This window comes from Burkholderia sp. AU16741 (genome assembly GCF_002223345.1).
GTDB classification, from domain to species: Bacteria; Pseudomonadota; Gammaproteobacteria; order Burkholderiales; family Burkholderiaceae; genus Burkholderia; species Burkholderia sola.
In genome coordinates, this window is the sequence record NZ_NKEZ01000003.1 from 1290087 (window position 1) to 1309687 (window position 19601).

At 67.5% G+C, this 19601-nt stretch carries 20 protein-coding genes and 1 pseudogene; 6 read left to right on the forward strand and 15 right to left on the reverse strand.

Annotated features, from left to right (window positions below; translation table 11 throughout):
* Positions 1 to 46: 46 nt before the first annotated feature.
* A complete protein-coding gene (locus tag CFB89_RS08400; protein ID WP_089467467.1) occupies positions 47 to 883 on the reverse strand; it encodes a helix-turn-helix domain-containing protein in 837 nt (278 codons plus the stop codon).
* 103 nt (positions 884 to 986) lie between these two features.
* Here CFB89_RS08400 and CFB89_RS08405 point away from each other — a divergent pair, with 103 nt between their 5' ends.
* The 5 genes from CFB89_RS08405 to CFB89_RS08425 all read left to right on the forward strand — a co-directional run bounded on the left by CFB89_RS08405 (position 987) and on the right by CFB89_RS08425 (position 6706).
* Positions 987 to 2486 (forward strand): efflux transporter outer membrane subunit, encoded by a 1500-nt coding sequence (locus CFB89_RS08405; RefSeq protein WP_089467468.1) that lies wholly within the window; start codon positions 987 to 989, stop codon positions 2484 to 2486.
* Positions 2487 to 2495: 9 nt separating this feature from the next.
* Positions 2496 to 3860: an efflux RND transporter periplasmic adaptor subunit gene (locus tag CFB89_RS08410; RefSeq protein WP_089467469.1), complete on the forward strand. Its 1365-nt coding sequence runs from the start codon at positions 2496 to 2498 to the stop codon at positions 3858 to 3860.
* Positions 3857 to 5395: a DHA2 family efflux MFS transporter permease subunit gene (locus CFB89_RS08415; RefSeq protein WP_089467470.1), complete on the forward strand. Its 1539-nt coding sequence runs from the start codon at positions 3857 to 3859 to the stop codon at positions 5393 to 5395. The genes CFB89_RS08410 and CFB89_RS08415 overlap by 4 nt, the downstream gene beginning before the upstream one ends.
* 59 nt (positions 5396 to 5454) lie before the next feature.
* The gene (locus tag CFB89_RS08420; protein WP_089467962.1) at positions 5455 to 5886 is read left to right on the forward strand and encodes a hypothetical protein; all 432 of its coding nucleotides are present in this window, start codon (positions 5455 to 5457) and stop codon (positions 5884 to 5886) included.
* 85 nt (positions 5887 to 5971) lie between these two features.
* Positions 5972 to 6706 (forward strand): autoinducer binding domain-containing protein, encoded by a 735-nt coding sequence (locus CFB89_RS08425; protein WP_089467471.1) that lies wholly within the window; start codon positions 5972 to 5974, stop codon positions 6704 to 6706.
* On the opposite strand, the gene CFB89_RS08430 is transcribed toward CFB89_RS08425, so the two are convergent.
* From CFB89_RS08430 to CFB89_RS08455, 6 genes are read right to left on the reverse strand one after another with little or no spacing between them, the layout of a single operon-like run.
* Positions 6629 to 7417: a glutamine amidotransferase gene (locus CFB89_RS08430; RefSeq protein WP_089467472.1), complete on the reverse strand. Its 789-nt coding sequence runs from the start codon at positions 7415 to 7417 to the stop codon at positions 6629 to 6631. The genes CFB89_RS08425 and CFB89_RS08430 overlap by 78 nt on opposite strands.
* Before the next feature lie 20 nt (positions 7418 to 7437).
* Positions 7438 to 8082 (reverse strand): glutathione S-transferase family protein, encoded by a 645-nt coding sequence (locus CFB89_RS08435; RefSeq protein WP_089467963.1) that lies wholly within the window; start codon positions 8080 to 8082, stop codon positions 7438 to 7440.
* Positions 8076 to 9314: a cystathionine beta-lyase gene (gene metC, locus CFB89_RS08440; RefSeq protein ID WP_089467473.1), complete on the reverse strand. Its 1239-nt coding sequence runs from the start codon at positions 9312 to 9314 to the stop codon at positions 8076 to 8078. The genes CFB89_RS08435 and metC overlap by 7 nt, the downstream gene beginning before the upstream one ends.
* Positions 9305 to 9958, reverse strand: coding sequence for a pyridoxal 5'-phosphate synthase (locus CFB89_RS08445; protein WP_179233389.1), 654 nt, complete (start codon positions 9956 to 9958; stop codon positions 9305 to 9307). The genes metC and CFB89_RS08445 overlap by 10 nt, the downstream gene beginning before the upstream one ends.
* An 8-nt stretch (positions 9959 to 9966) precedes the next feature.
* Positions 9967 to 10869 (reverse strand): CoA ester lyase, encoded by a 903-nt coding sequence (locus CFB89_RS08450; RefSeq protein WP_089467475.1) that lies wholly within the window; start codon positions 10867 to 10869, stop codon positions 9967 to 9969.
* 48 nt (positions 10870 to 10917) lie between these two features.
* On the reverse strand, positions 10918 to 12060 hold the full coding sequence (locus CFB89_RS08455; protein ID WP_089467476.1) for an acyl-CoA dehydrogenase family protein: 1143 nt from the start codon (positions 12058 to 12060) through the stop codon (positions 10918 to 10920).
* A gap of 246 nt (positions 12061 to 12306) precedes the next feature.
* Between CFB89_RS08455 and CFB89_RS08460 the strand changes: the two genes are divergently transcribed.
* Positions 12307 to 13320, forward strand: a complete 1014-nt coding sequence (locus tag CFB89_RS08460; RefSeq protein ID WP_089467477.1) for a hypothetical protein — start codon at positions 12307 to 12309, stop codon at positions 13318 to 13320.
* A gap of 234 nt (positions 13321 to 13554) precedes the next feature.
* On the opposite strand, the gene CFB89_RS08470 is transcribed toward CFB89_RS08460, so the two are convergent.
* From CFB89_RS08470 to CFB89_RS08505, 8 genes and pseudogenes are all read right to left on the reverse strand, one after another.
* Positions 13555 to 14133, reverse strand: coding sequence for a YbhB/YbcL family Raf kinase inhibitor-like protein (locus tag CFB89_RS08470; RefSeq protein ID WP_089467478.1), 579 nt, complete (start codon positions 14131 to 14133; stop codon positions 13555 to 13557).
* Between the two features lie 258 nt (positions 14134 to 14391).
* On the reverse strand, positions 14392 to 15324 hold the full coding sequence (locus tag CFB89_RS08475; protein ID WP_089467479.1) for an MBL fold metallo-hydrolase: 933 nt from the start codon (positions 15322 to 15324) through the stop codon (positions 14392 to 14394).
* Positions 15325 to 15472: 148 nt separating this feature from the next.
* Positions 15473 to 15877: a cupin domain-containing protein gene (locus CFB89_RS08480; RefSeq protein WP_089467480.1), complete on the reverse strand. Its 405-nt coding sequence runs from the start codon at positions 15875 to 15877 to the stop codon at positions 15473 to 15475.
* 4 nt (positions 15878 to 15881) lie between these two features.
* Complete coding sequence (locus tag CFB89_RS08485) at positions 15882 to 16361, reverse strand: carboxymuconolactone decarboxylase family protein (RefSeq protein WP_089467481.1); 480 nt, start codon at positions 16359 to 16361, stop codon at positions 15882 to 15884.
* Positions 16362 to 16540: 179 nt separating this feature from the next.
* Positions 16541 to 16732 carry a hypothetical protein gene (locus CFB89_RS08490; RefSeq protein ID WP_256979609.1) on the reverse strand — a complete coding sequence of 64 codons (192 nt, stop codon included), beginning with the start codon at positions 16730 to 16732 and terminating at the stop codon, positions 16541 to 16543.
* 55 nt (positions 16733 to 16787) lie between these two features.
* Positions 16788 to 17065: pseudogene (locus tag CFB89_RS35260) on the reverse strand (multidrug transporter); the annotation flags it as partial.
* A 121-nt stretch (positions 17066 to 17186) separates the two neighbouring features.
* Positions 17187 to 17687 (reverse strand): Ohr family peroxiredoxin, encoded by a 501-nt coding sequence (locus CFB89_RS08500; RefSeq protein WP_089467482.1) that lies wholly within the window; start codon positions 17685 to 17687, stop codon positions 17187 to 17189.
* 309 nt (positions 17688 to 17996) lie between these two features.
* The gene (locus tag CFB89_RS08505) at positions 17997 to 19496 is read right to left on the reverse strand and encodes a PLP-dependent aminotransferase family protein (RefSeq protein ID WP_089467483.1); all 1500 of its coding nucleotides are present in this window, start codon (positions 19494 to 19496) and stop codon (positions 17997 to 17999) included.
* Between the last annotated feature and the right edge of the window lie 105 nt (positions 19497 to 19601).

Sequence of the window (19601 nt, forward strand, 5' to 3'; positions counted from 1 at the left end):
GCAGTACTGGCAGGGGTGATAGGGGGCCGGGCGATGCCGCGCGGCATTACGGTTGCTTGCGCTTCGCGAAGTAGTGCGCGGGCGAATCGCCGAACGCGCGGCGGAACATCGCGATGAAATTGCTCGGCGTCGCATAGCCGAGCGCGTCCGCGATGTCGGCGACGCTGTCGCCGTTCGCCAGACGTTCGAGCGCATGCGTGAGCCGCGCCTGCTGCCGCCACTGTGCGAAGCTCGTGCCCGTTTCGGCGACGAACAGCCGGCTCAGCGTGCGGGCGGACAGCCCGGCCCATTCGGCCCACGCGTCGAGCGTCCGGCTGTCGTGCGGCTGCCCGAGGATCGCGTTGGCGATCCGCAGCAACCTCCGGTCGTGGGGCATCGGCAAGTGCAGCGGTTCGTGCGGCGCGCGGCGCATCTCGTCGAGCAGCACGACGCTCATGCGCGCCTGCTCGAGGTCGAGCCGGTCCTGGTCGGCCCACGACACGGCGCGCCGCACGAGCGCACGCATCAGTTCGCTGATCGCGATCACGCACGGCTGGCCGGGCATCCGGCGGCTCGCGGCCGGCGCGATCACGACGCTCCAGCCGCTCAACGCACCGCTGATGCTGACCTTGTGCTGCTCGCCCGGCGGAATCCAGCCCGCGCGATGCGGCGGCAGCAGCCACGAACCGTGTGGCGTGCGCACGTGTGCGAACCCGCTTTCGACGCAGAACACCTGGCCGCGCAGATGGCTGTGCCAGTCGACCTCGCGCGTGCCGAGCTGGTAGGCGTTGCTGCCGTCGTCCTCGCCCCAGACGGCGATCAGCGACGGGCCGTCCGCGCGTTCGCTCGGATCGGCGTCGGCGCGTTGCACCGCGCGGGCGGGAAAAGCTTCTCGGATGGGCATGGCCGGAATTCATTATTTTTTGTCTAAACAACATTATCAGCTTTGCCGGGGAGCGTCCAACAATGCGTGTCGTGTTCAAACCAAAACGAATCCGAGGAATGCGATGCATGCAGCACTTGCTCCGCCGCCACGCGATGCCGTCGCGCCGCGCGTCCTGTCGCGAATGGCCGTCGCCGTCGTGCTCGTCATGCTCGGCGCATGCGCGAGCCGCGACGGGCTCACACCCGCCGGCACGCTGCGCGGTGCCGATACGCTCGCCGCATCGCGAAGCCTCGCGCAGGCGCCCGTCGCCGACTGGCCGGCCGCCGACTGGTGGGTGGCGCTGAACGATGCGCAGCTGAACGCGCTGATCGACGAAGCGCTTGCCGGCAATCCCGATCTCGCGACCGCCGATGCGCGTGCGCGCGAAGCGCAGGCGCTCGTGATCGAAGCCCAGGCTGCCCGCTTGCCGCACCTCGTCGGCCGCGCCAGCGCGAAAGGGGAACGCACGTCCGGCACGCAGTTCTCGACGGCCGAGGGCGGCGGTTTCTTCAGCCACACGCGCGAGATCAATCTCGGCCTGAGCTGGGATCTCGATCTGTGGGGCGGCCGCCGCGCGGCGTGGGAGGCCGCGCTCGGCGAAGCGCGGGCCGCGCGGATCGATGCACGGGCCGCGCGCGTGCTGCTGTCCGTCAACGTCGCGCGCGCCTACGTGAATCTTGCCTATGCGTTCGATCAGCAGGACGTCGCGCGGGCCGAATACGACCGCGCCGACGAAGCGCTGTCGCTCACGCGTCAGCGTGTCACGAAAGGCATCGACAACGTCGCGCAGCAGCGCCAGGCCGAAAGCGAAGTCGCGGCCGCGATGCGCGAGCAGGCACGCGCGGCGCAGGCGATCGACAGCGCGCGCATCGCGCTCGCGATCCTGCTCGGCGCCGGCCCCGATCGCGGTCTCGCGCTCGTGCGGCCCGCGCCGCTGCCCACCGCCGCGCTCGCGGTGCCGGCCGACCTGCCGGCCGCGCTGCTCGGCCGGCGCGCCGATCTCGTCGCCGCACGCTGGCGGGTGGAAGCCGCGAGCCGCAACGTCGCGGCCGCCCGCGCGGACTTCCTGCCCGACGTGAGCCTCACCGCGCTGATCGGTCTCGCGACGCGCGGCGGCGCATCGCTGTTCCAGGCCGCCTCGCGCACCTACAACGTCAGCCCGGCCGTGAGCCTGCCGATCTTCGACGGCGGCGAACGGCGCGGCGTGCTGCGCAAGCGCGACGCGCAATACGACGTCGCGGTCGCCAGCTACAACAAGACGCTGATCGGCGCGATCGGCGAGGTGGCCGACGATCTGCACCGGGTGCATTCGCTCACGGTGCAGGCCGATGCGCAGCAGCGCGCATTCGACGCCGCCACCGACGCATGGCGGCTCGCAGATGCGCGCTACCGGGCCGGCGTCGGCAGCTACCTCGACGCGCTCGTCGTACGCCAGCAGCTGTTGATCGCGAGCCGCGAAGTCGCCGCGTTGCGCGCCCAGCGCGCGGACCAGTCGCTGCAGCTCGTCGCCGCGCTCGGCGGCGGCTTCCACGCCGAGCCGGACGACGTCGCGCTCGCCGCCACTCCTTCCCACCGTCCTTGACATCGAACCATGAGCAGCGACAACACCTTGCAGACTCCCGCGCGGCCCGCGACCACCGATCCCGCCACTGCCCGGCAGCCCCCGTCGGCCGACCACACCGGTGCGCCGCGCGCGCCAGGCGGGTCGGACGCCCGCACGCAACCGGCGCCCGGCGGCGCCGCACCGGCCACGCCGCCGCCCGCACGACGCAAGCATCTCGTGCGTGCGCTCGTCGGCGTGTTCGCGCTCGGCATCGTCGGCTGGGGCATCTGGTACGGGCTCGTCGGCCGCTGGTACGAATCCACCGACAACGCATACGCGCAAGGCAACGTCGTCGAGCTGACGCCGCAGGTGACGGGCACCGTCGTGTCGATCGACGCGGACGACGGCGACCTCGTTCGCGCCGGCACGCCGCTCGTCCGTCTCGACGCGAGCGACGCGCAGATCGCGCTCGCGGCCGCGCAGGCGGACCTCGCGGCCACGGTGCGCAAGGTGCGCGGCCTGTACAGCAACGAGCGCGGGCTCGCGAACAGCATCGACGGCGCACGCGCCGACCTCGACGCGCGGCGCACCGCGCTCGACAAGGCGAAGGCCGACTACCGGCGCCGCGAGGATCTCGGCCGCTCCGGCGCGATCTCGCGCGAGGAGCTCGCGCATGCGCTCGACACGCTGACGTCCGCGCAAAGCGCGTACGCCGCCGCGCAAAGCGCGCTCGCGACGTTGAGCGAACAGCACCTGACGAGCAAGGCGCTCGTCGACGACACCGCGGTCGCGTCGCATCCCGACGTTCAGGCCGCGGCGTCGCGGCTGCGCGCCGCCTATCTGGCCCGTGCGCGCACCGACATCGTCGCGCCCGTCACCGGCTATGTCGCGAAGCGCACGGTGCAGGTCGGGCAGCGCGTGTCGCCGGGCGTGCCGCTGCTCGCGGTCGTGCCGCTGCGCCAGTTGTGGGTCGACGCGAACTTCACCGAAAAGCAGCTCGAGCACATGCGGATCGGCCAACCGGTCGAGCTGAGCGCCGACCTGTACGGCGACGCCGTGCGTTATACGGGCCGCGTGCAGAGCCTCGGCGTCGGCACCGGCAGCGCGTTCTCGCTGCTGCCCGCGCAGAACGCGACCGGCAACTGGATCAAGATCGTGCAGCGATTGCCGGTGCGCATCGAACTGACGGACCCGTCGCAACTCGACGCGCATCCGCTGCGCATCGGCCTGTCGATGCATGCGCGCGTCGACCAGCACGACCGCAGCGGTGCGATGCTGTCGCATCGCGCGCAGGATACGCCGGTGTTCCGGACCGACGTGTACCGCGACGAACTCGCGCGCGCCGACAGCCTGATCGCCGACGTCGTGCATGCGAACCTGCCGGCGGCCGCGCGTACGGAGCGTGTGCGATGAGCGGCCCGATGCCGGCCGCGGACGCCGGTTTTCGTCCGTCGAGCGTCGCGCTGACGACGTTCGGCCTCGCGCTCGCGGTGTTCATGCAGGTGCTCGACGGCACCGTCGCGAACGTGTCGCTGCCGACGATCGCCGGCAACTTCGGCGTCAGCACGACGCAGAGCGCATGGGTCGTCACGACGTTCTCGGTCAGCAATGCGATCGCATTGCCGCTGACCGGGTTTCTCGTCAAGCGCGTCGGGCAGGTCCGGCTGTTCGTGTGGGCGACGCTGGCGTTCACGTTCGCGTCGCTGCTGTGCGGCCTCGCGCAAAACCTGCCGCAGCTCGTCGCGTTCCGCGCGCTGCAGGGCCTCGTCGCCGGGCCGATGATCCCGACCACGCAGGCGCTGATGCTGTCGATCTACCCGCCGCAGCGGCGCGGCTTCGCGCTGTCGATGATCGCGATGGTGACCGTCGTCGCGCCGATCGCGGGCCCCGTGTTCGGCGGGTGGGTGACGGAACATTATTCGTGGCGCTGGGCGTTCCTGATCAATCTGCCGATCGGCGTGTTCGCCGCGATGTGCGTGTTCGCGCAGATGCGCGCGCGCGTCGAGACGACGGTCGCCGCGCGTGTCGACTACGTCGGTCTCGCCGCGCTCGTCGTCGGCGTCGGCGCGCTGCAGATCGTGCTCGACAAGGGGAACGAAGCCGACTGGTTCAACTCGACATTCATCGTCGTGATGTCGGTGGTCGCCGCGTTCGGGATCGCGCTGTTCCTGATCTGGGAACTCAACGAGCCGAACCCGATCGTGAATCTGCGGCTGTTCGCGCATCGCAACTTCGCGGCCGGCACGCTGACGCTGGTGCTCGCGTACTCGGCGTTCTTCGCGGTCAACGTGATCGTGCCGCAATGGCTGCAGCGCACGCTCGGCTATACGGCGTTCTGGGCCGGGCTGGCCGTCGCGCCGATGGGCGTGATCCCCGTGCTGATGACGCCGTTCATGGGCAAGTACGCGCCGCGCTTCAACATGCGCGTGCTGGTGTGCTGCGCGTTCGCGATCCTCGGCACGTCGTCGTTCCTGCGCGCGGGCTTCGTGCCCGACGTCGACTTCACGCACATCGCGCTGATCCAGCTGCTGCAGGGCCTCGGCCTCGCGCTGTTCATCATGCCGATCAACAGCATCCTGCTGTCCGACCTGAAGCCGGACGAGATCGCCGCGGGCTCCGGCCTGTCCACGTTCCTGCGCACGCTCGGCGCGAGCTTCGCCGTGTCGATCACGTCGTTCCTGTGGGACCGGCGCGCGATCCTGCATCACGCGCAGCTCAGCGAACACCTGAGCACGTTCGATCCGGCCGTTCGCGCCGAACTCGCGCAGCTCGGCGGCGGCGATCCGCAACGCGCGGCGACGCTGCTCGGCAACCTGGTCGATGCGCAGGCATATCAGATTTCGTTCAACGACGTGTCGTTCGCGCTCGGCTGCGTGTATCTCGCCGTGATCGCGGTGGTGTGGCTCGCCCGCCCGCCGTTCGGCCCCGGCGCCGCCGCGAAACGATGAAGCGGGCGCCGCGCGGCCCGTTCCGACCCATGCTGTTCAATTCGATGGAGATTGACCCGATGCCTACCCACCACGCTCAGAACGCGCCGTCCGCGCTGGCGGCGCTCGCCGTGTTCGACGTCACGGAATTTCCGCTCGTCGTCGTGCGCAACGATGCAATCGCATCCGCCGGCTACGCGCAGCGCTGGCTCGACGACATGCACGCGCTGATGCGGCACGGCGAGCCGTTTGTCATGATCTTTCCGCCGGCCCGCCCCGACGAGCCGCACGACGACCGCAAGGAGCGCGGCATGTGGCTCAAGCAGAACCGCGCCGCGCTCGCCGCGGTTTGCCGCGCGCTCGTGTCGGTCGAACCGGACCCGCGCGAGCGTGAAGCGGCCATCGCCAACGCGGCCGGCATCGAAAAGGCGTTCGGGATTCCGTTCGACGTGACGGCTTCGCTCGACGACGCGAAGCAGGCGGGTCGGCGACGCTTGACGGAGGCGGTCTAGCGCGGCCCGTTCGCGCGCAACGCCTCGAACCGGTTGCGCAAGTCCGCCTGATTGCAGATTCCAGCTAATAAACGGGGTGGCTTGTATGAAAGGACTGGATTGCCTGAAATGGTTGGTACCCGGCGACACGGATGCGTCATGGCAGCGGATGACCGACGCGGCCGCCGGCATGGGATTCGACAAGGTCGTGCTGATCGTGTTGCCGTTTACCGGCGCATCGTTCGATCTCGCGCGCAAGTGGAGTAGCGGCGTGCCGGGCTGGACGGCGCTGTACCGGCAGCGGCAGTTCGACCGCATCGATCCGACGCTGCAACATTGCTTCCGCTCGGCGCTGCCGCTCGTCTGGGACGACACGCTGTTCGGGCTGGCCGGGCAACGGCCATGCTACGAAGCGGCGGCCGCGTACGGCATGCGCAGCGGCGTCGTGCTGCCCGTGCGCGGCCCGAAGGGGGAGGTCGGCATGCTGTCGTGCGCGAGCGCGGACGATCTCGCCGCCACGCGCGAGCGCTGCGACCGGCATCTGGCGGCGCTCACGCTGTTGCGCGACATCGCCTGCGAAGCGATCGCGGGCACGCGCTGCCACACACCGCCCGACAGCGTGCCGCGCCTCAGCCGGCGGGAAGTCGAATGCCTGCGCTGGCATGCGGCCGGCAAGACCTCGTGGGAAATCGGCCACATCCTGAACGTGACCGAGTCGTGCATCAACTTCCACTTCATGAACATCCGCCGCAAGTTCAACGTGTCACGTCGGCACGAAGCCGTGCTGCGCGCGGTCGAGTGGGGGCTGATCAGCATCTCCGACGTGACGGTGCCGACCTGACGCTGATGCCGGCGTCTCGTCGAGCCAGCGGTCGAGAAACGCGCTGAGCCACGCGGCCGTCGCGCGATCGTGCCGGTGGCCTTCGCTGGCCTGCGTCGCCAGATCCTGCGCGCCGGGCGCCGTCAGCTTGTGCGCGGCCGCGGTGCTCCAGCGCCGCATCATCGGATAGCTCACTTCCGGATGGAACTGGACGCCGTACGCGCGCGGCCCGTAACGAACCGCCTGGTTCTCGAAATGCTCGCCGGTCGCGAGGATCTCGAGCCCGGCCACGCGCTCGAAGCCCTCGCGATGCCACTGGTACACGTGCGACGGCCATGAACCGAGCCGCCGGCCGGCTGGCGTCGCGGCGATCGGCCAGTAGCCGATTTCCGCGCGCCCGTCGCGATGCGCGTTCACGCGGCCGCCCAGGTGGCGAATCATCATCTGCGCGCCGAGGCAGACGCCGAGAAACGGCGCCGCCTCGCGCAGCGGCACACCGATCCAGTCGATCTCGTCGCGGATCCAGCGATCGCCGTCGTTGGCGCTCATCGGGCCGCCGAACACCACGGCGCCCGCATGGTCGGCGAGCGTCGCCGGCAACGGATCGCCGAGCGGCGGGCGGCGGATGTCGAGCGGATGGCCGCGGGCGGCGAGCAGCCGGCCGATCCGGCCGGGGCTCGACTGCTCGCGATGCAGCACGATCAGGATCGGACGAAGGGCTAAGTGCGTCATGTCGTGTGGTCGGTAGAAGGTCAGCCCGGCTGGCCGCGCAACGCGTCGAACGACACCATCACCTGTTCGCGGTAGGCGGGCCGTCGGCACAGGCGGGCGTACCAGGCCTCGACGTGCGGCAACGGCGGCCGCTCGACGTCGAGCGAAAAATAGCGGAACAGCGTCGCGCCGGCCGGGATGTCGGCCAGGCCCGGCGACGCGCCACCGAGAAACGGCTGGGTCGACAGCAGCCGGTCGAGCAGCCGGTAATGCGTCGCGCTGCGTGCGGCCTTGTCGAGCACGATCGCGTCGTCGCGCCGCTCCGGCGGCGTTCGCACGAGTGCCCAGAACAACCCGGTCATCACGTCGGGTTCGAGCGCGGTCTGCGACCAGTCCATCCAGCGCTCCGCGCGGGAACGGGCGAACGTGTCGCGGCACCAGAACGGATTGTTCGGCACGCGCGCGGCCAGATAACGCAGGATCGTGTGCGACTCCCACACGACGTCGCCGTCCCAGTCGATCACCGGAATCCGGCAGGTCGGATTCAGCGCCGCGAACGCGGGCGTCTGCAGCGAGCCGTGCTCGCCGCCGACCGCAATATGCCGGTAAGGCAGGCCGAGCTCGCCGATGAGCCACAACACCTTCTGCACGTTGAACGACGTGCGGCGGCCCCAGACGGTCAGCATCGCGCGGCATCCTCGCAGGCGGCGATCGACGCGCATGCCGCGTAGCGGTCGAGGCCCGCCGCAAGATCGGCGATCAGGTCGCCCGCATCCTCGAGGCCGATGTGCAGGCGCACGCCGCGGCTGCCGGACGGCCAGCGCGCCGCGAGGCCGTGCGCATCCAGCTCGAACGGCAGCGCGAGGCTCTCGTAGCCGCCCCACGAATAGCCGAGCCCGAACAACGCCAGGTGATCGAGAAACGCGTCGATCGCGTGCGCGGGCGCCGGCTGCAGCACGACCGAGAACAACCCGGACGCGCCGCGAAAATCGCGGCGCCACAGCGCGTGGCCGTCGTCGCCCGGCAACGCCGGATACAGCACGCGCTGCACCTCGGGACGCCGCTCGAGCCAGCTCGCGACCGCGAGCGCGTTGCGCTGGTGCTGCCGCAACCGCACGCCGAGCGTGCGCAACCCGCGCAGCGCGAGATACACGTCGTCGGGGCCCGCGCACAGTCCGAGATCGCCATGCAGTTGCTTCAGCGCGGGCCATGCGCGCGCGTTGGCCGAGACCGTGCCGAGCATCGCATCCGAGTGCCCGACCAGATACTTGGTGCCGGCCTGGATCGACACGTCGATCCCGAACGCGTGCGGCTGAAAGAACAGCGGCGTGGCCCAGCTGTTGTCCGCGATGACCTGCGCGCCGTGTGCATGCGCGAGCCCGACGAGGGCAGGGATGTCGTGCATGTCGAACGTGTAGGAGCCGGGCACCTCGACGTACAGTGCGCGCGTGTTCGGACGAAACGCGGCGGCGACCGGCGTGCTGCCGTCGTACCACGTCGTCTCGACGCCGAGCCGCGCCAGCACGCCTTCGCATGCGTGACGCACCGGGCCGTACACCGATGCGGTCATCAGCAGATGGTCGCCGGGCTTCAGGCACGACAGCAACGCGAGCGTGCATGCGGACAGGCCCGACGGGCACAGCACCGCGCCGGCGCCGCCTTCGAGGCTCGTCACCGCGCGCTCGAGCGCGTCCGTCGTCGGCGTGCCGCGACGGCCGTAGATATACGGCTGCGTGCGGTTCAGCAGATCCGACACCGTCGGGCTGAGCACGGTCGACGCGTGGTACACGGGCGGATTGACGAAGCCGTGCCACGCGGCGCTGTCGCGGCCCGCGTGCGCGAGCCGCGTGTCGTCGTGCAGGCGGTCGTGCGCGCTGTCGCACGACGGCGACGGCGGTTCGTCAGGCGTCACGGCCATAGCGCACACCGCTCCCAGTGCTCGCCGGCGCGACGATAAGCCTGCCGCGCGAACCGGCGCGAACTGTCGGCCCGCCAGAACTCGACTTCGTCGGGTGCCAGCGCATACAGGTGCCAATCGGCCGACACGAGCGCCGGATCGGCGGCCAGCCGTTCGAGCTGCGCGTCGATCGCACGCGTCAGGTCGGCCGGATCGTCGAGCCGTTCGCTTTGCCGTCCGGCCAGGATGCTCGCGCGCGACCGCTCGGGGCGGCTCGCGAAATCGGCATGGCCTTCGGCGTCCGGCAACCGCTCGACCGGGCCGCTCAGCCGGATCTGGCTCGCGATCGCGGGCCAGTAGAACGTCAGCGCCGCGAACGGCCGGTTCGCGAGCTGGCGCCCCTTGGGACTGCGCGCGTTCGCCGCGAAATGCCAGCCGCGAGCGTCGAGGTTCAGCAGCACGACGGAACGTGCATCGGGCCGTCCGTCCGGGTGGACCGTCGACAGCGTGCTCACCTGCGGTTCGAGCGCGCCCGCGGTCACGGCCTCGTCAAGCCAGCGTTCGAACTGCGCGTGCGGCGTATCGGCCCAGTTGTCGGCCGGCACGTGCGGTGCGGCATACGCGAGGGTTTTCAGCGCCTTCAGGCGCGTGGCGATCGTATCCATGGCGACACTCATGCGATGCCGAATTGCGTCGCGCGGGCGATCAGCCGATGCGCGGCGAGATAGTCGGGGACTTCCGCGAGGAAGCCGTCGACGACGGCGGCGGCCACGCGGCGGCCGCCGGAGGTACGCCGCGCGTGATCGAATGCGTCGATCACGCGGCGGGCGACGGCGACTTCATCGGCCGTCGGCGTCAGCACGCGATTGACGACCGGCACGAACTGCGCGTTGACGATCGCCTTCGCCTGGTAGCCGAGGCCGCGCGACACGCGCATGTCGAGTTCCGCGCCTTCGTTGTCGGCATAGCTGTACGGGCAGTCGATCGCGGTCACGCCGACCGCCGCGCATTCGACACGAAAGCGCGAGCGCACGTAGTCGAGCTCGCGGCCCGCACGGGTGCGTTCCGCGCACATGTCGGCCACCATGTCCTCGGTCGCGACGAGCACGGCCGACACGCGCGGGCTCGAGCGCGCGATCGCCATCGTGTTCACGAGGCCGAGCGTCGTCTCGACGTTCGGCACCAGTTCGGTCGAGCCCGGCGCGATGTCGTATTCGCGCTCGAAGCGCGTGACGGCCTCGTCGAGCGCGACGACCTGCTCGGGCGTCGCCACGTACGACATCATCACGATGTCCGGGCGGCCGCGCATCGCGGCGCGCAGGTCGTCGATGCCGCCCGCGTCGAGCGGGTTCACGCGCACGGACGCCAGCACGCCGGCGTCGCGCCAGCCCGCGAGCACGCGCTCGCTCAGTTCGCGCGCGGCCGGGCGCCGGTCGGGAGGGGTGAAGGTTTCCAGTTCCTGGATCAGCACATCCGCGCCGCTCGCGGTGCCTTCAACGAGCGCATCGTGATCGGCGCCGGCGAGAAACAGCCAGGAGCGGCGCAGGCGGGAAGGGCGTCGGTTCGTCGGTGTCATGCGTGGTTTCCTGTAGGGCGCGTGGAGCGCGTGGCGATGGCGCGGCACTCAGCCGGCGCGCATCATCTGGTTGAAGATGTTCTTGCGATGCATTTCCTCGGTGCCGCCGACGCTCATGAAGCCGAGCGCGTCCGACGCGAACGCGGCCACGGGCCCGGCCTGATAGCCGAGGCTGCCGTACAGCCGCACGAGACCGATCGCGCCGTCGACGAGATCCTGCGCGCCGACCAGCTTCGCGATCGAGCACGTCATCAACGCCTGCGGGTGATCCGTCAGCAACTGCGCGAGCGCGCCGCGCGCGAGCCACGTGCCGCGCTCGATGCCGATCCGCAGGTCGACGAGGCGGCGCTGCACGTACTGGTGGGCATCGATCGTGCTGTCGAAGCTGCGTCGCTCGCGGCAATAGCCGATCGCATCGCGCAGATAGGGCGCCGTCACCTGGGCCGCGACGAGGCCGTAATAGAGACGGCCGAGCGAGATGATGTCGATCAGGTTGCCGAGCCCGGCGCCCGGTTCGCCGAGCAACTGGCCGCGCGCGATCGGACAGTCGTCGAAATGCAGCGCGCCGGTGGGCAGGTCTTCGAGGCCGAGCTTGCGGTCGGGCGCGGCCACCGTCATGCCCGGCTGGTCGCGATCGACGATCACGAGCGCGGTATTGCGCCGGCCCGGCGTTTCGATGCGCGTGACGACGAGGATGAAACGCGCAAGCGGCGCATGCGCGATATTGAATTTGCTGCCGGTCAACCGGTAGCCGTCGCCGTGCTCGGCGAGCGTCGTCGCAATGCTGCGTACGTCGGTGCCGGTGCCCGGCTCGGCAATCGCGGTCGCGCTCAGTTCGCCACGCAGGATCGCGCCGAAATAGCGGTCCTGCTGCGCCGCCGTGCCATGGCGCTCGAGTGCGCGCACCATGCCGGCCTGCGCGATCACCGACAGCAGCAGCGCCGGGCGGCGGATCGACGACGCAAGCCCTTCGAGCGCCGCGGAAAAATGCCACCAGCCGTGACCGTCTCCGCCATACGTCTCGGGCACGATCATGTCCCACAGCCCTTCGTGCCCGAGCCGCGTCCAGCCGGCTTCGTCGAATGCGGCGGGGGCGCGGCCGTCCTGCTCCACGGCGGCGGCGATCCCCGCGCCGATCTCGCGAAACCGCGCAAGCGTCGCGTGCTGTTCCTGTGTCCAGTCGAATGGCATCTGTCCTGTCTCCGGTCGAAGCGGCGCGGCCTTCGACGGCGCGCCAGCGATGACGACAAGGTTAAGGGGGCAGGGACAGCGCAGGTACTGGCAGTAGTGGTAGTTGCAGGGTGAATGAGCGGTTTGGCGGGATCGGCGATATGTCGCATTTCAGCCTCGCTGCACGTCCTCCGCCTGATCGGACGCCGCCTATAATCGCTATCAGCTTTTCCAGTAAATCGTGCTGACCAGGGTGGGGGTGTCCAAATGGGAAAGTGCCGTCGCATCTGTTCGCGCTTCGTCCTCGCAAGCTCGATCGCTGGTCTGACGATACTGTCGGGGCCGGGACACGCGCACGCCGAGGAGGGTCCTTCGCGCTCGCCGAGCGGGCCCCAACCATCCGGGAGAACGCTCAACGTCTATGCGGTGTATGGCGGCGGACGCGCGACCGAGGGCGGCGACATGCATTGGCGTGCGTACGAAGTCGGCTTCGGCGACGTCTTGAATGACTACCTCTCCGTCTACCTTGCATATTTGAACGAGGGGCATCCGCTGGATCACCACCGTGACGGTTTTGCCGCCCTGGGTTCGTTTCGTTGGCCGGTCGGCAGTCGTGTGGCGCTCGAATTTTCGGCGGGCCCGTATTTCAGCATGGACACGACGCATGTCGACGGCCAGCCACGCAACGACAAGCGCTGGGGCGTACGCGCGTCGGCAGCGGTGCGGTATTACGTCGTTCCCAACCGCTTCTTCCTCAAGCTGCAGTACAACCACGTCCAGATGATCGGCGGATTCAATTCCGACGCGGTGCTCTTCGGTATCGGCTCGGATTTCGGCGGCGATCCGGGCCCGGCGTTTTCGGACGGCAAGACGCAGGTCGGCGTTTGGGCCGGGACGTCGCAGACGAACCGTCCTCAAGTGCCGATCGAGAAGGGATACATGGTCGAAGTCAAGCGGCCGCTCGGCAATGCGTGGGCCTATTCGGCGAGCTTCATCTATGAAGGCAACAATGGCGTTGCCGGCCGACGCGGCGTGGCCGCGCAATTGTGGTACGTCGCGCCGATCAGGAGCAAATGGACGCTTTCGGCAGGCGTCGGTCCGTATCTGTCGCGGGATCGGAACGATGTTTCGGGCACGACACGACTCAATGCGTTGCTCAGCGCGCAAGTGGCTTATCAGATCACGAACGATTGGGCGGCAAGCTTGCGCTTCAATCGTGTCGCAACCGGCAACGACAAGGATCAGGACATGTTCATGGTCGGCGTCGCACGCAATTTCTAGTTCCGGCGAATGACCTTGAATCGGTGCAGTTCGCGCATCGTCGGTGTCACCCATCCGGCAGGCTGCATGGCCGGCTCCCGTGCGAAAGTATTCGAAGCTTTCGCTCGCAGTTGGGCGCTCGAATTCAAAGCGCGCGGTATCGGGGCCAATGTGATGAGTCCAGGTTCCGTCGACATGCCCAGTCTTTCCAGATTGGGTATCGACGCAGCCGATCGCCCCGCGTAATTGCCCCCATCAATCGTCAGTCAAGGCGCGACGATATCTGGCGACGTACTTGGCCTGAGCGATGACTTTCCCGTGCATCTGATAGGCGACGAGCGCAGGACTCGCCGCCGACGCCACGTCAATTTTTGCCACGTCCAGGGCCGACGCCGTCACGACATATCGATGCGATGCCCCCTCAGGCGGGCAGGGCCCACCGTATCTGGATTCGCCAAAGTCCGTCAACGTCTCGACCGCGCCCGCCGGCAAGAACGTCGGATTGCCGGAAGCGCCTTTTTCGATCGACGACGTCGAAGGCGGAATATTGACGATCGCCCAGTGAGTCCAGCCGAGGCCGCCGGTCGGCGCATCGGGGTCGAAAATTGTCACGACGATGCTCTTCGTGCCGCGCGGAACGTGAGTCCACGAAATGCGCGGCGAAACGTTCCGACCGTGACAGCCAAAACCTCCGTACACATGTTCGTTCGTGAAGTGTCCGTGACTGAGGTCATCGACCCTGATGGTGAACGGCGCCGCGCCGGCTGTCGCCGGGATGACCGCTAGTGCTGCTGAAGTGCATAGCAGCGCGGGAAATAAAATCCTCGATCGCATGATGTGCTCCGTTGAAGGGTAGGAGTTCAGTACGCCGGCATCAACCGTATCGTGTAGCGATTCGCGTCGGAAGGCAGATTCGCGAACCACGATGTTGCTTTCGCTGCAACGCCGCTGGCAGGACTTTCAGTCGATTCGATCGTCGCTCGTGCCGGCGACTATTGACGAAAAAACCGCCGCGAGTCATGTGAGCTCGCGGCAGTTCTCCGGCAACCGTCAAGGCCACCTATACGACGATGGTCGAGAGTCGAGTATCGATCAGTAGTCCCACTGCACCGGCACGAAGCGAAAACCTTCACCGCGCCTTGCAATGTGACCGATGGAAGGGAACGCGACATGCGCCGCGGCCAGCAGTGCGCCGGTTTCAGCCGCTTCGTTGAGCAACGCCATACGCACGTCGATAGCGCCTTCAGGATCATGCTCGAAGCCATTTTGCCAATCGGGATTGTCGAAGTTGACTTCGAAAATCGCATCACCCACGAACGTGAGTTTCTCGCCGTTGGACGTGATGTCCACGACGCAGTGTCCCGGCGTGTGACCACCCGTCACGCGGGCCGACACGCCCGCGGCGACTTCCACGGTCCGATCGAACTGCGCGATGTTCTCGCGATAGAGTTCCACGAACTTTGCAGCAGCCTTGCGCAGCGCGGGAGGTACCGCTTCCGGCATCACCGTCTTGCTGAAGTCGGGGTTTTTCCAGAATTCAATTTCCGGGGCCGACACGTGAATGCGCACGTCGTGGCGCAGCTTGGCCTTGACGCCATCGACGTTCAGTCCGCCGACATGATCCATGTGCATATGTGTAATCACGATATCGGTGATCGCCGCCAGGTCGATGCCGGCCGCTTCCAGACGCATCACCGACCGACCGGCGCGCGAGAAGTATTCGAATCCGTCACCCACGCCCGAGTCGATCAGGATCAGGCGTTCGCCGCTACGCACGAGCGCGATGTTCAGTGCCCAGTCGAACATGTCGCGCTGGAGGAAACGACCGTCGAACCATTCGTTGCGGTCGGTTTCGCTCACGTTGGTCGACATGGTGGACGTCGGCAGCGGCAAAACGCCGTCGCTAATCAACACGACGTCGACGTCGCCCACGCGCACGGCATAGCGGGAAGATACGAGTTCGCCCGATCCGCCTTTTCCAAGGTTGGCGGTGACCGGCTGCACATTGCGGATTTTTGCGCTCATCTTCAATAATCCTATTGATTAAGTTGGGCAATCTGAACAGAACGGCATGGTCAAGAATTACGACCTGGGTCGCGCGCGATCGCGACACATTCGCTCGACCAAAACCGGGGAAACGGCCCGGCGTTGCCGGGCCTCGACGACGATTGCGCTAATTCACCGGCGTGAGGACCGGCGCGCCCTTGTTCTTGATCAGGAACACGACGAATCTTGCCGGCTTCGTGCTGCTGGCATTTCGGCCCACCGTGTGCAGGTCTTTCGGGCCTTCGTGGAACGTATCGCCGGCATGGAGCGTAACCTCCTTCCCGCCATTCAGGCCCATCACGATGCTGCCGTCCAGCACATAGACGAATGCGTGCGCGTCGTGACGATGAACGGGATCGACGCTGCCGGGCGGATAATCCACGACGATCATCTCGACCTCCTTGCCCGGATACTCGGGCAACGGCTCCGTGGTCAGCGTTGTAACGGTCGCGTGCGGCGCGGCGGCAGCCGGCTGAACGGGCATCAGCAGCGACAGTGCGAGCGGTGCAAGTGCGAGCATGTTGCGTTTCATGTCGTTACTCCAGGTTGGCCTTGTCGAGCCCGAACGTCTTGTCGAACGATCCGGGCACGATCCGGAACGCGACATTCAGCCGGTTCCAGCAGTTGATCGCACCGACGAGGAAGGTCAGATCCGACAGCTCCTTTTCGGAATAGTGGGTACGCACGCGTTCGTAGAGATCGTCCGGCAAGCCATCCGACGAAAGCTGCGTCAGCGCTTCGGTCCATGCGAGCGCGGCGCGTTCGCGCGGCGAAAAGAGCGTCGACTCGCGCCAGATCGCGACGTGATGCATGCGCAGCTCGCGCTCGCCGTGGATCCGGGCCATCTTGACGTGCATGTCGACGCAGAACGCGCAGCCGTTCAGTTGTGATGCGCGCATCTCGACGAGCTCGCGGACCGGCGCTTCGATCGTCGTCTTTTGAAACAACCCGTCGAGCTCGACGAGTTTCTTGGTGAATTCCGGCGATTGCTGAAAGTAGTTGATACGTTGCGTCATGATCCGTTCTCCTGATTTGTGGACATGGATACTTCCGGCCCTGCGTATCGCGATCGATCGCACGACCCGCGTGGCAACCATCGTAATCGCGGCTCCCGCGGGGCAGTAGTACCGGGCGCGCCTGCACTCTGTTGTCGCTTCGGCACCAATCGTGCGCCACGTATGCCGGCGAGATTCAGTCACACCGACACGGCGAGGACGCTGCGGATTCCCTGTCGCACCATCTTCGTATAGGGGCACAGGCGTTCCGTGCCGCGGACAAGACGTTCAGCGAACTGCCGGTCGATACCCGGCATGCGGACGGTGAGATTGGCGATCAGCGCATATCCGCCATCCATCGAATCACGACCGAACGTGACTTCGACGGCCACGGTGGCGTCGCGGATATCGATCCGCTCGCGTTCCTATAACGCGATGATCGTGTGGTCGCGCGAGTTGGCCCCAGCGACGGCTCTTGCCCACGATTTCGGTCCAGATGTCCAGCGCGTCCGTGGCGCGGTTGTACGTCTGGACATTCTTGAAGCCGACGATGAACGACGTCGCGGTTCCGAGGAGACCACGATCGTCAGCGGGATCGACAACCATGTGACGCACAGGAACTTGTACAAAATGACCGGCACAGTCCCGAAGACGAAAAGCGCGTAGAGGTTCCAGCGTGTCCAGATCAGGAACTCCGACAACTTGTACGATTTTCCGAGATGCATTTCATTTGCCTCATCGAGGGCTCGGCGCGCCACCGAGTGCAGGGCGCAGCGGCCACGCGCGACAGCGCCGCAACGAAGGTCTTCAGCGGACAGGTGTCGCTACCGCCCGACGGGCGTCGCGTCAATCAACGACAGTCACGATATTGACGATGGCTTGTCTAGCCATCTTCGCGTACGGGCACAGGCGCTCCGCGGCTCGAACCCGTTCTTCCGCGATGTTTTGATCGACGCCAGGCATCCGGACGCGAACGTCTATGAGCAATGCATGGCCGCCGTCCATCGGATCGCGGCCAAACGAAACCCGCACCTCCACGATCGTATCGGCGGATTCCATGCCGGCGCGTTGCTCGAGCAGGTTCAGCGCACCGTGAAAGCACGCGGCGAAACCCGCCGCGAACAATTGCTCGGGGTTGGTCCCGTTGCCGGGTCCGCCCAACTCGGCGGGCAGGCGCAGATCGACGGCGAGGTTTCCGTCGTCCGAGCGCACGACGCCGGATGCGCGGCCGTGTCCCGTCTCGCCACCGGACACGGTGACGCTCGTCGTATAGAGCGGCTGAAAATCCCGACCCCGATACTTGTCGAGGAGGGAGAGCGGCGGGGCCTGCAGCGTGTTGTCATTCATGATGCGTGCTCGAGTTCGGCGACGCTTCGATTCCCGGTCGTTCATTTGTCGAAGCGTGTTGCAAAGGGGGGCTGCACGGCCGGGCAGATGGCCTCTTCACGAACAGGTGGAGCGAACGATCGTATGCGGACCGCGGCGATCTTCCGGTGCAGCCCGACTCCAGGTTCGTCCATCGAGAAGGGCGCCCCATGCTAGCGGAGCGCACCGTGCGACGGTATGGCCGTCGCGGGCGATTCAATGTTTCCCGTCGGACACCAATCGGGGCCCTGACGCAGGACTGTGACACTCCGGCCGGCTGCGGCCCGCGCGTCAGCGGCCGACGCAGGCGCGCAGCGTTGTCGCGTGACGCTGCGCTTCGTCCGCGTCGACGATGTTCGCGAACCCGATGACGAGGCCGCGCGGCGTGAGCTGCGTATGGCTGTTCGTATACCAGATCGACAACGGCACGACCGCGAGCCCGGCGTCGCGCGCGCGTGCGGCGACGGCGACGTCGTCGACCGGCCCATCGGGCCCGTCGGTGAATCGCACCGCGAACTGGATCCCACCCACCGGCGACTCGACGATCAGCCGCTCGCGGAACGCCTGACGCAATGCATGCACGATCAGCATGCGGCGCTCGCCGTACAGCGCGCGCATGCGCTTCAGATGGCGGGCAAAGTGCCCCTGTTCGACGAAATCGGCCAGCGCCGCCTGCAGGAGCGGCGGCGACCCGGCATTCATGCTGCACGCCACGCGTTCGACGCGCTCCACGGCGCGCTCCGGCACGACCGCGTAGGCGAGCCGCAAACCGGGGTACATCGCCTTGCTGAAGGTGCCGCAATAGATCACGCGATCGCGCCGGTCGAGACTCTTCAACGCGGGCAGCGGGCGGCCGAGATAGCGAAACTCGCTGTCGTAGTCGTCCTCGACGATCCACCCCGACATTTTTTCCGCCCAGTCGAGCAACGCGATGCGGCGGGACAGCGACAGCGTATGCCCGAGCGGGCTCTGATGCGACGGCGTCACCACGGCGAAACGTGCCTGCGCGTCCAGCTGCATGCCGCGTTCGACGTCGATCCCGTCGGCGTCCACCGGCACGGGGACGAGTTGTACGCCGGTCTCGGACAGGAACCCGCGTGCGAGCAGATAGCCGGGATCCTCGAACCACACGCGCTCGTCTGCCCGTGCCAGGCTGCGCAGGATGAGTTCCAGCGTGGCGCGGTAGCCGCCGGTGACGAACACCTGTTCCGGCACGCAGGTGACGCCGCGCGACAGCGTCAGATAGGTGGCGATGTGTTCGCGCAGCGGCCGGTAACCGGCCGGATCCGGATAGCCGAGCAGTGCGCGTTCGCTGCTGCGCGCGCGCTGCGACACGAGCCGGTGCCAGACCTTGCGCGGAAATGCATCGAGCGCCGGGAGCCCGGGTTGCAGCGGGTGCGGCTCGCCGCTCAGCGCGACGGCGATCGGCTGCGCTCGGCGTAGCGGCGGCGTGTCGTTCGATCCGACCGACGCACGCTGCGGGTCGGCATGTTCGGCGGAGGCGGGCAGCGACTGCGTCAGCGAGACCGGCAGGGACGGCGAGACGAACGTGCCTGCCGCGCCGCGCATTTGCAGATAGCCCTCGTCGACCAGGACCGTATAGGCCTGCTCAACCGTGCCGCGCGCCGTATTCAGTTGCGTCGCCAGGCCGCGCAGCGCGGGCACGCGATCGCCGGGGCGCAGATGACCGGCGGCGATCGCGGCCTTGAACCGCTCGCAAATCTGCAGATAGACGGGCAACTGGTGGTGCCGGTCGATTTCGATGGACAGCGGGGGCGTTTGCGCGGACATCACGGTCTCCCGGGTAGCGCGAACAGGACGGGAATCGATGCCGCATGGACCAGTCCGATCGACGATTCTTGGCACTTATGGATAGGACATGATTCTTCCACAATT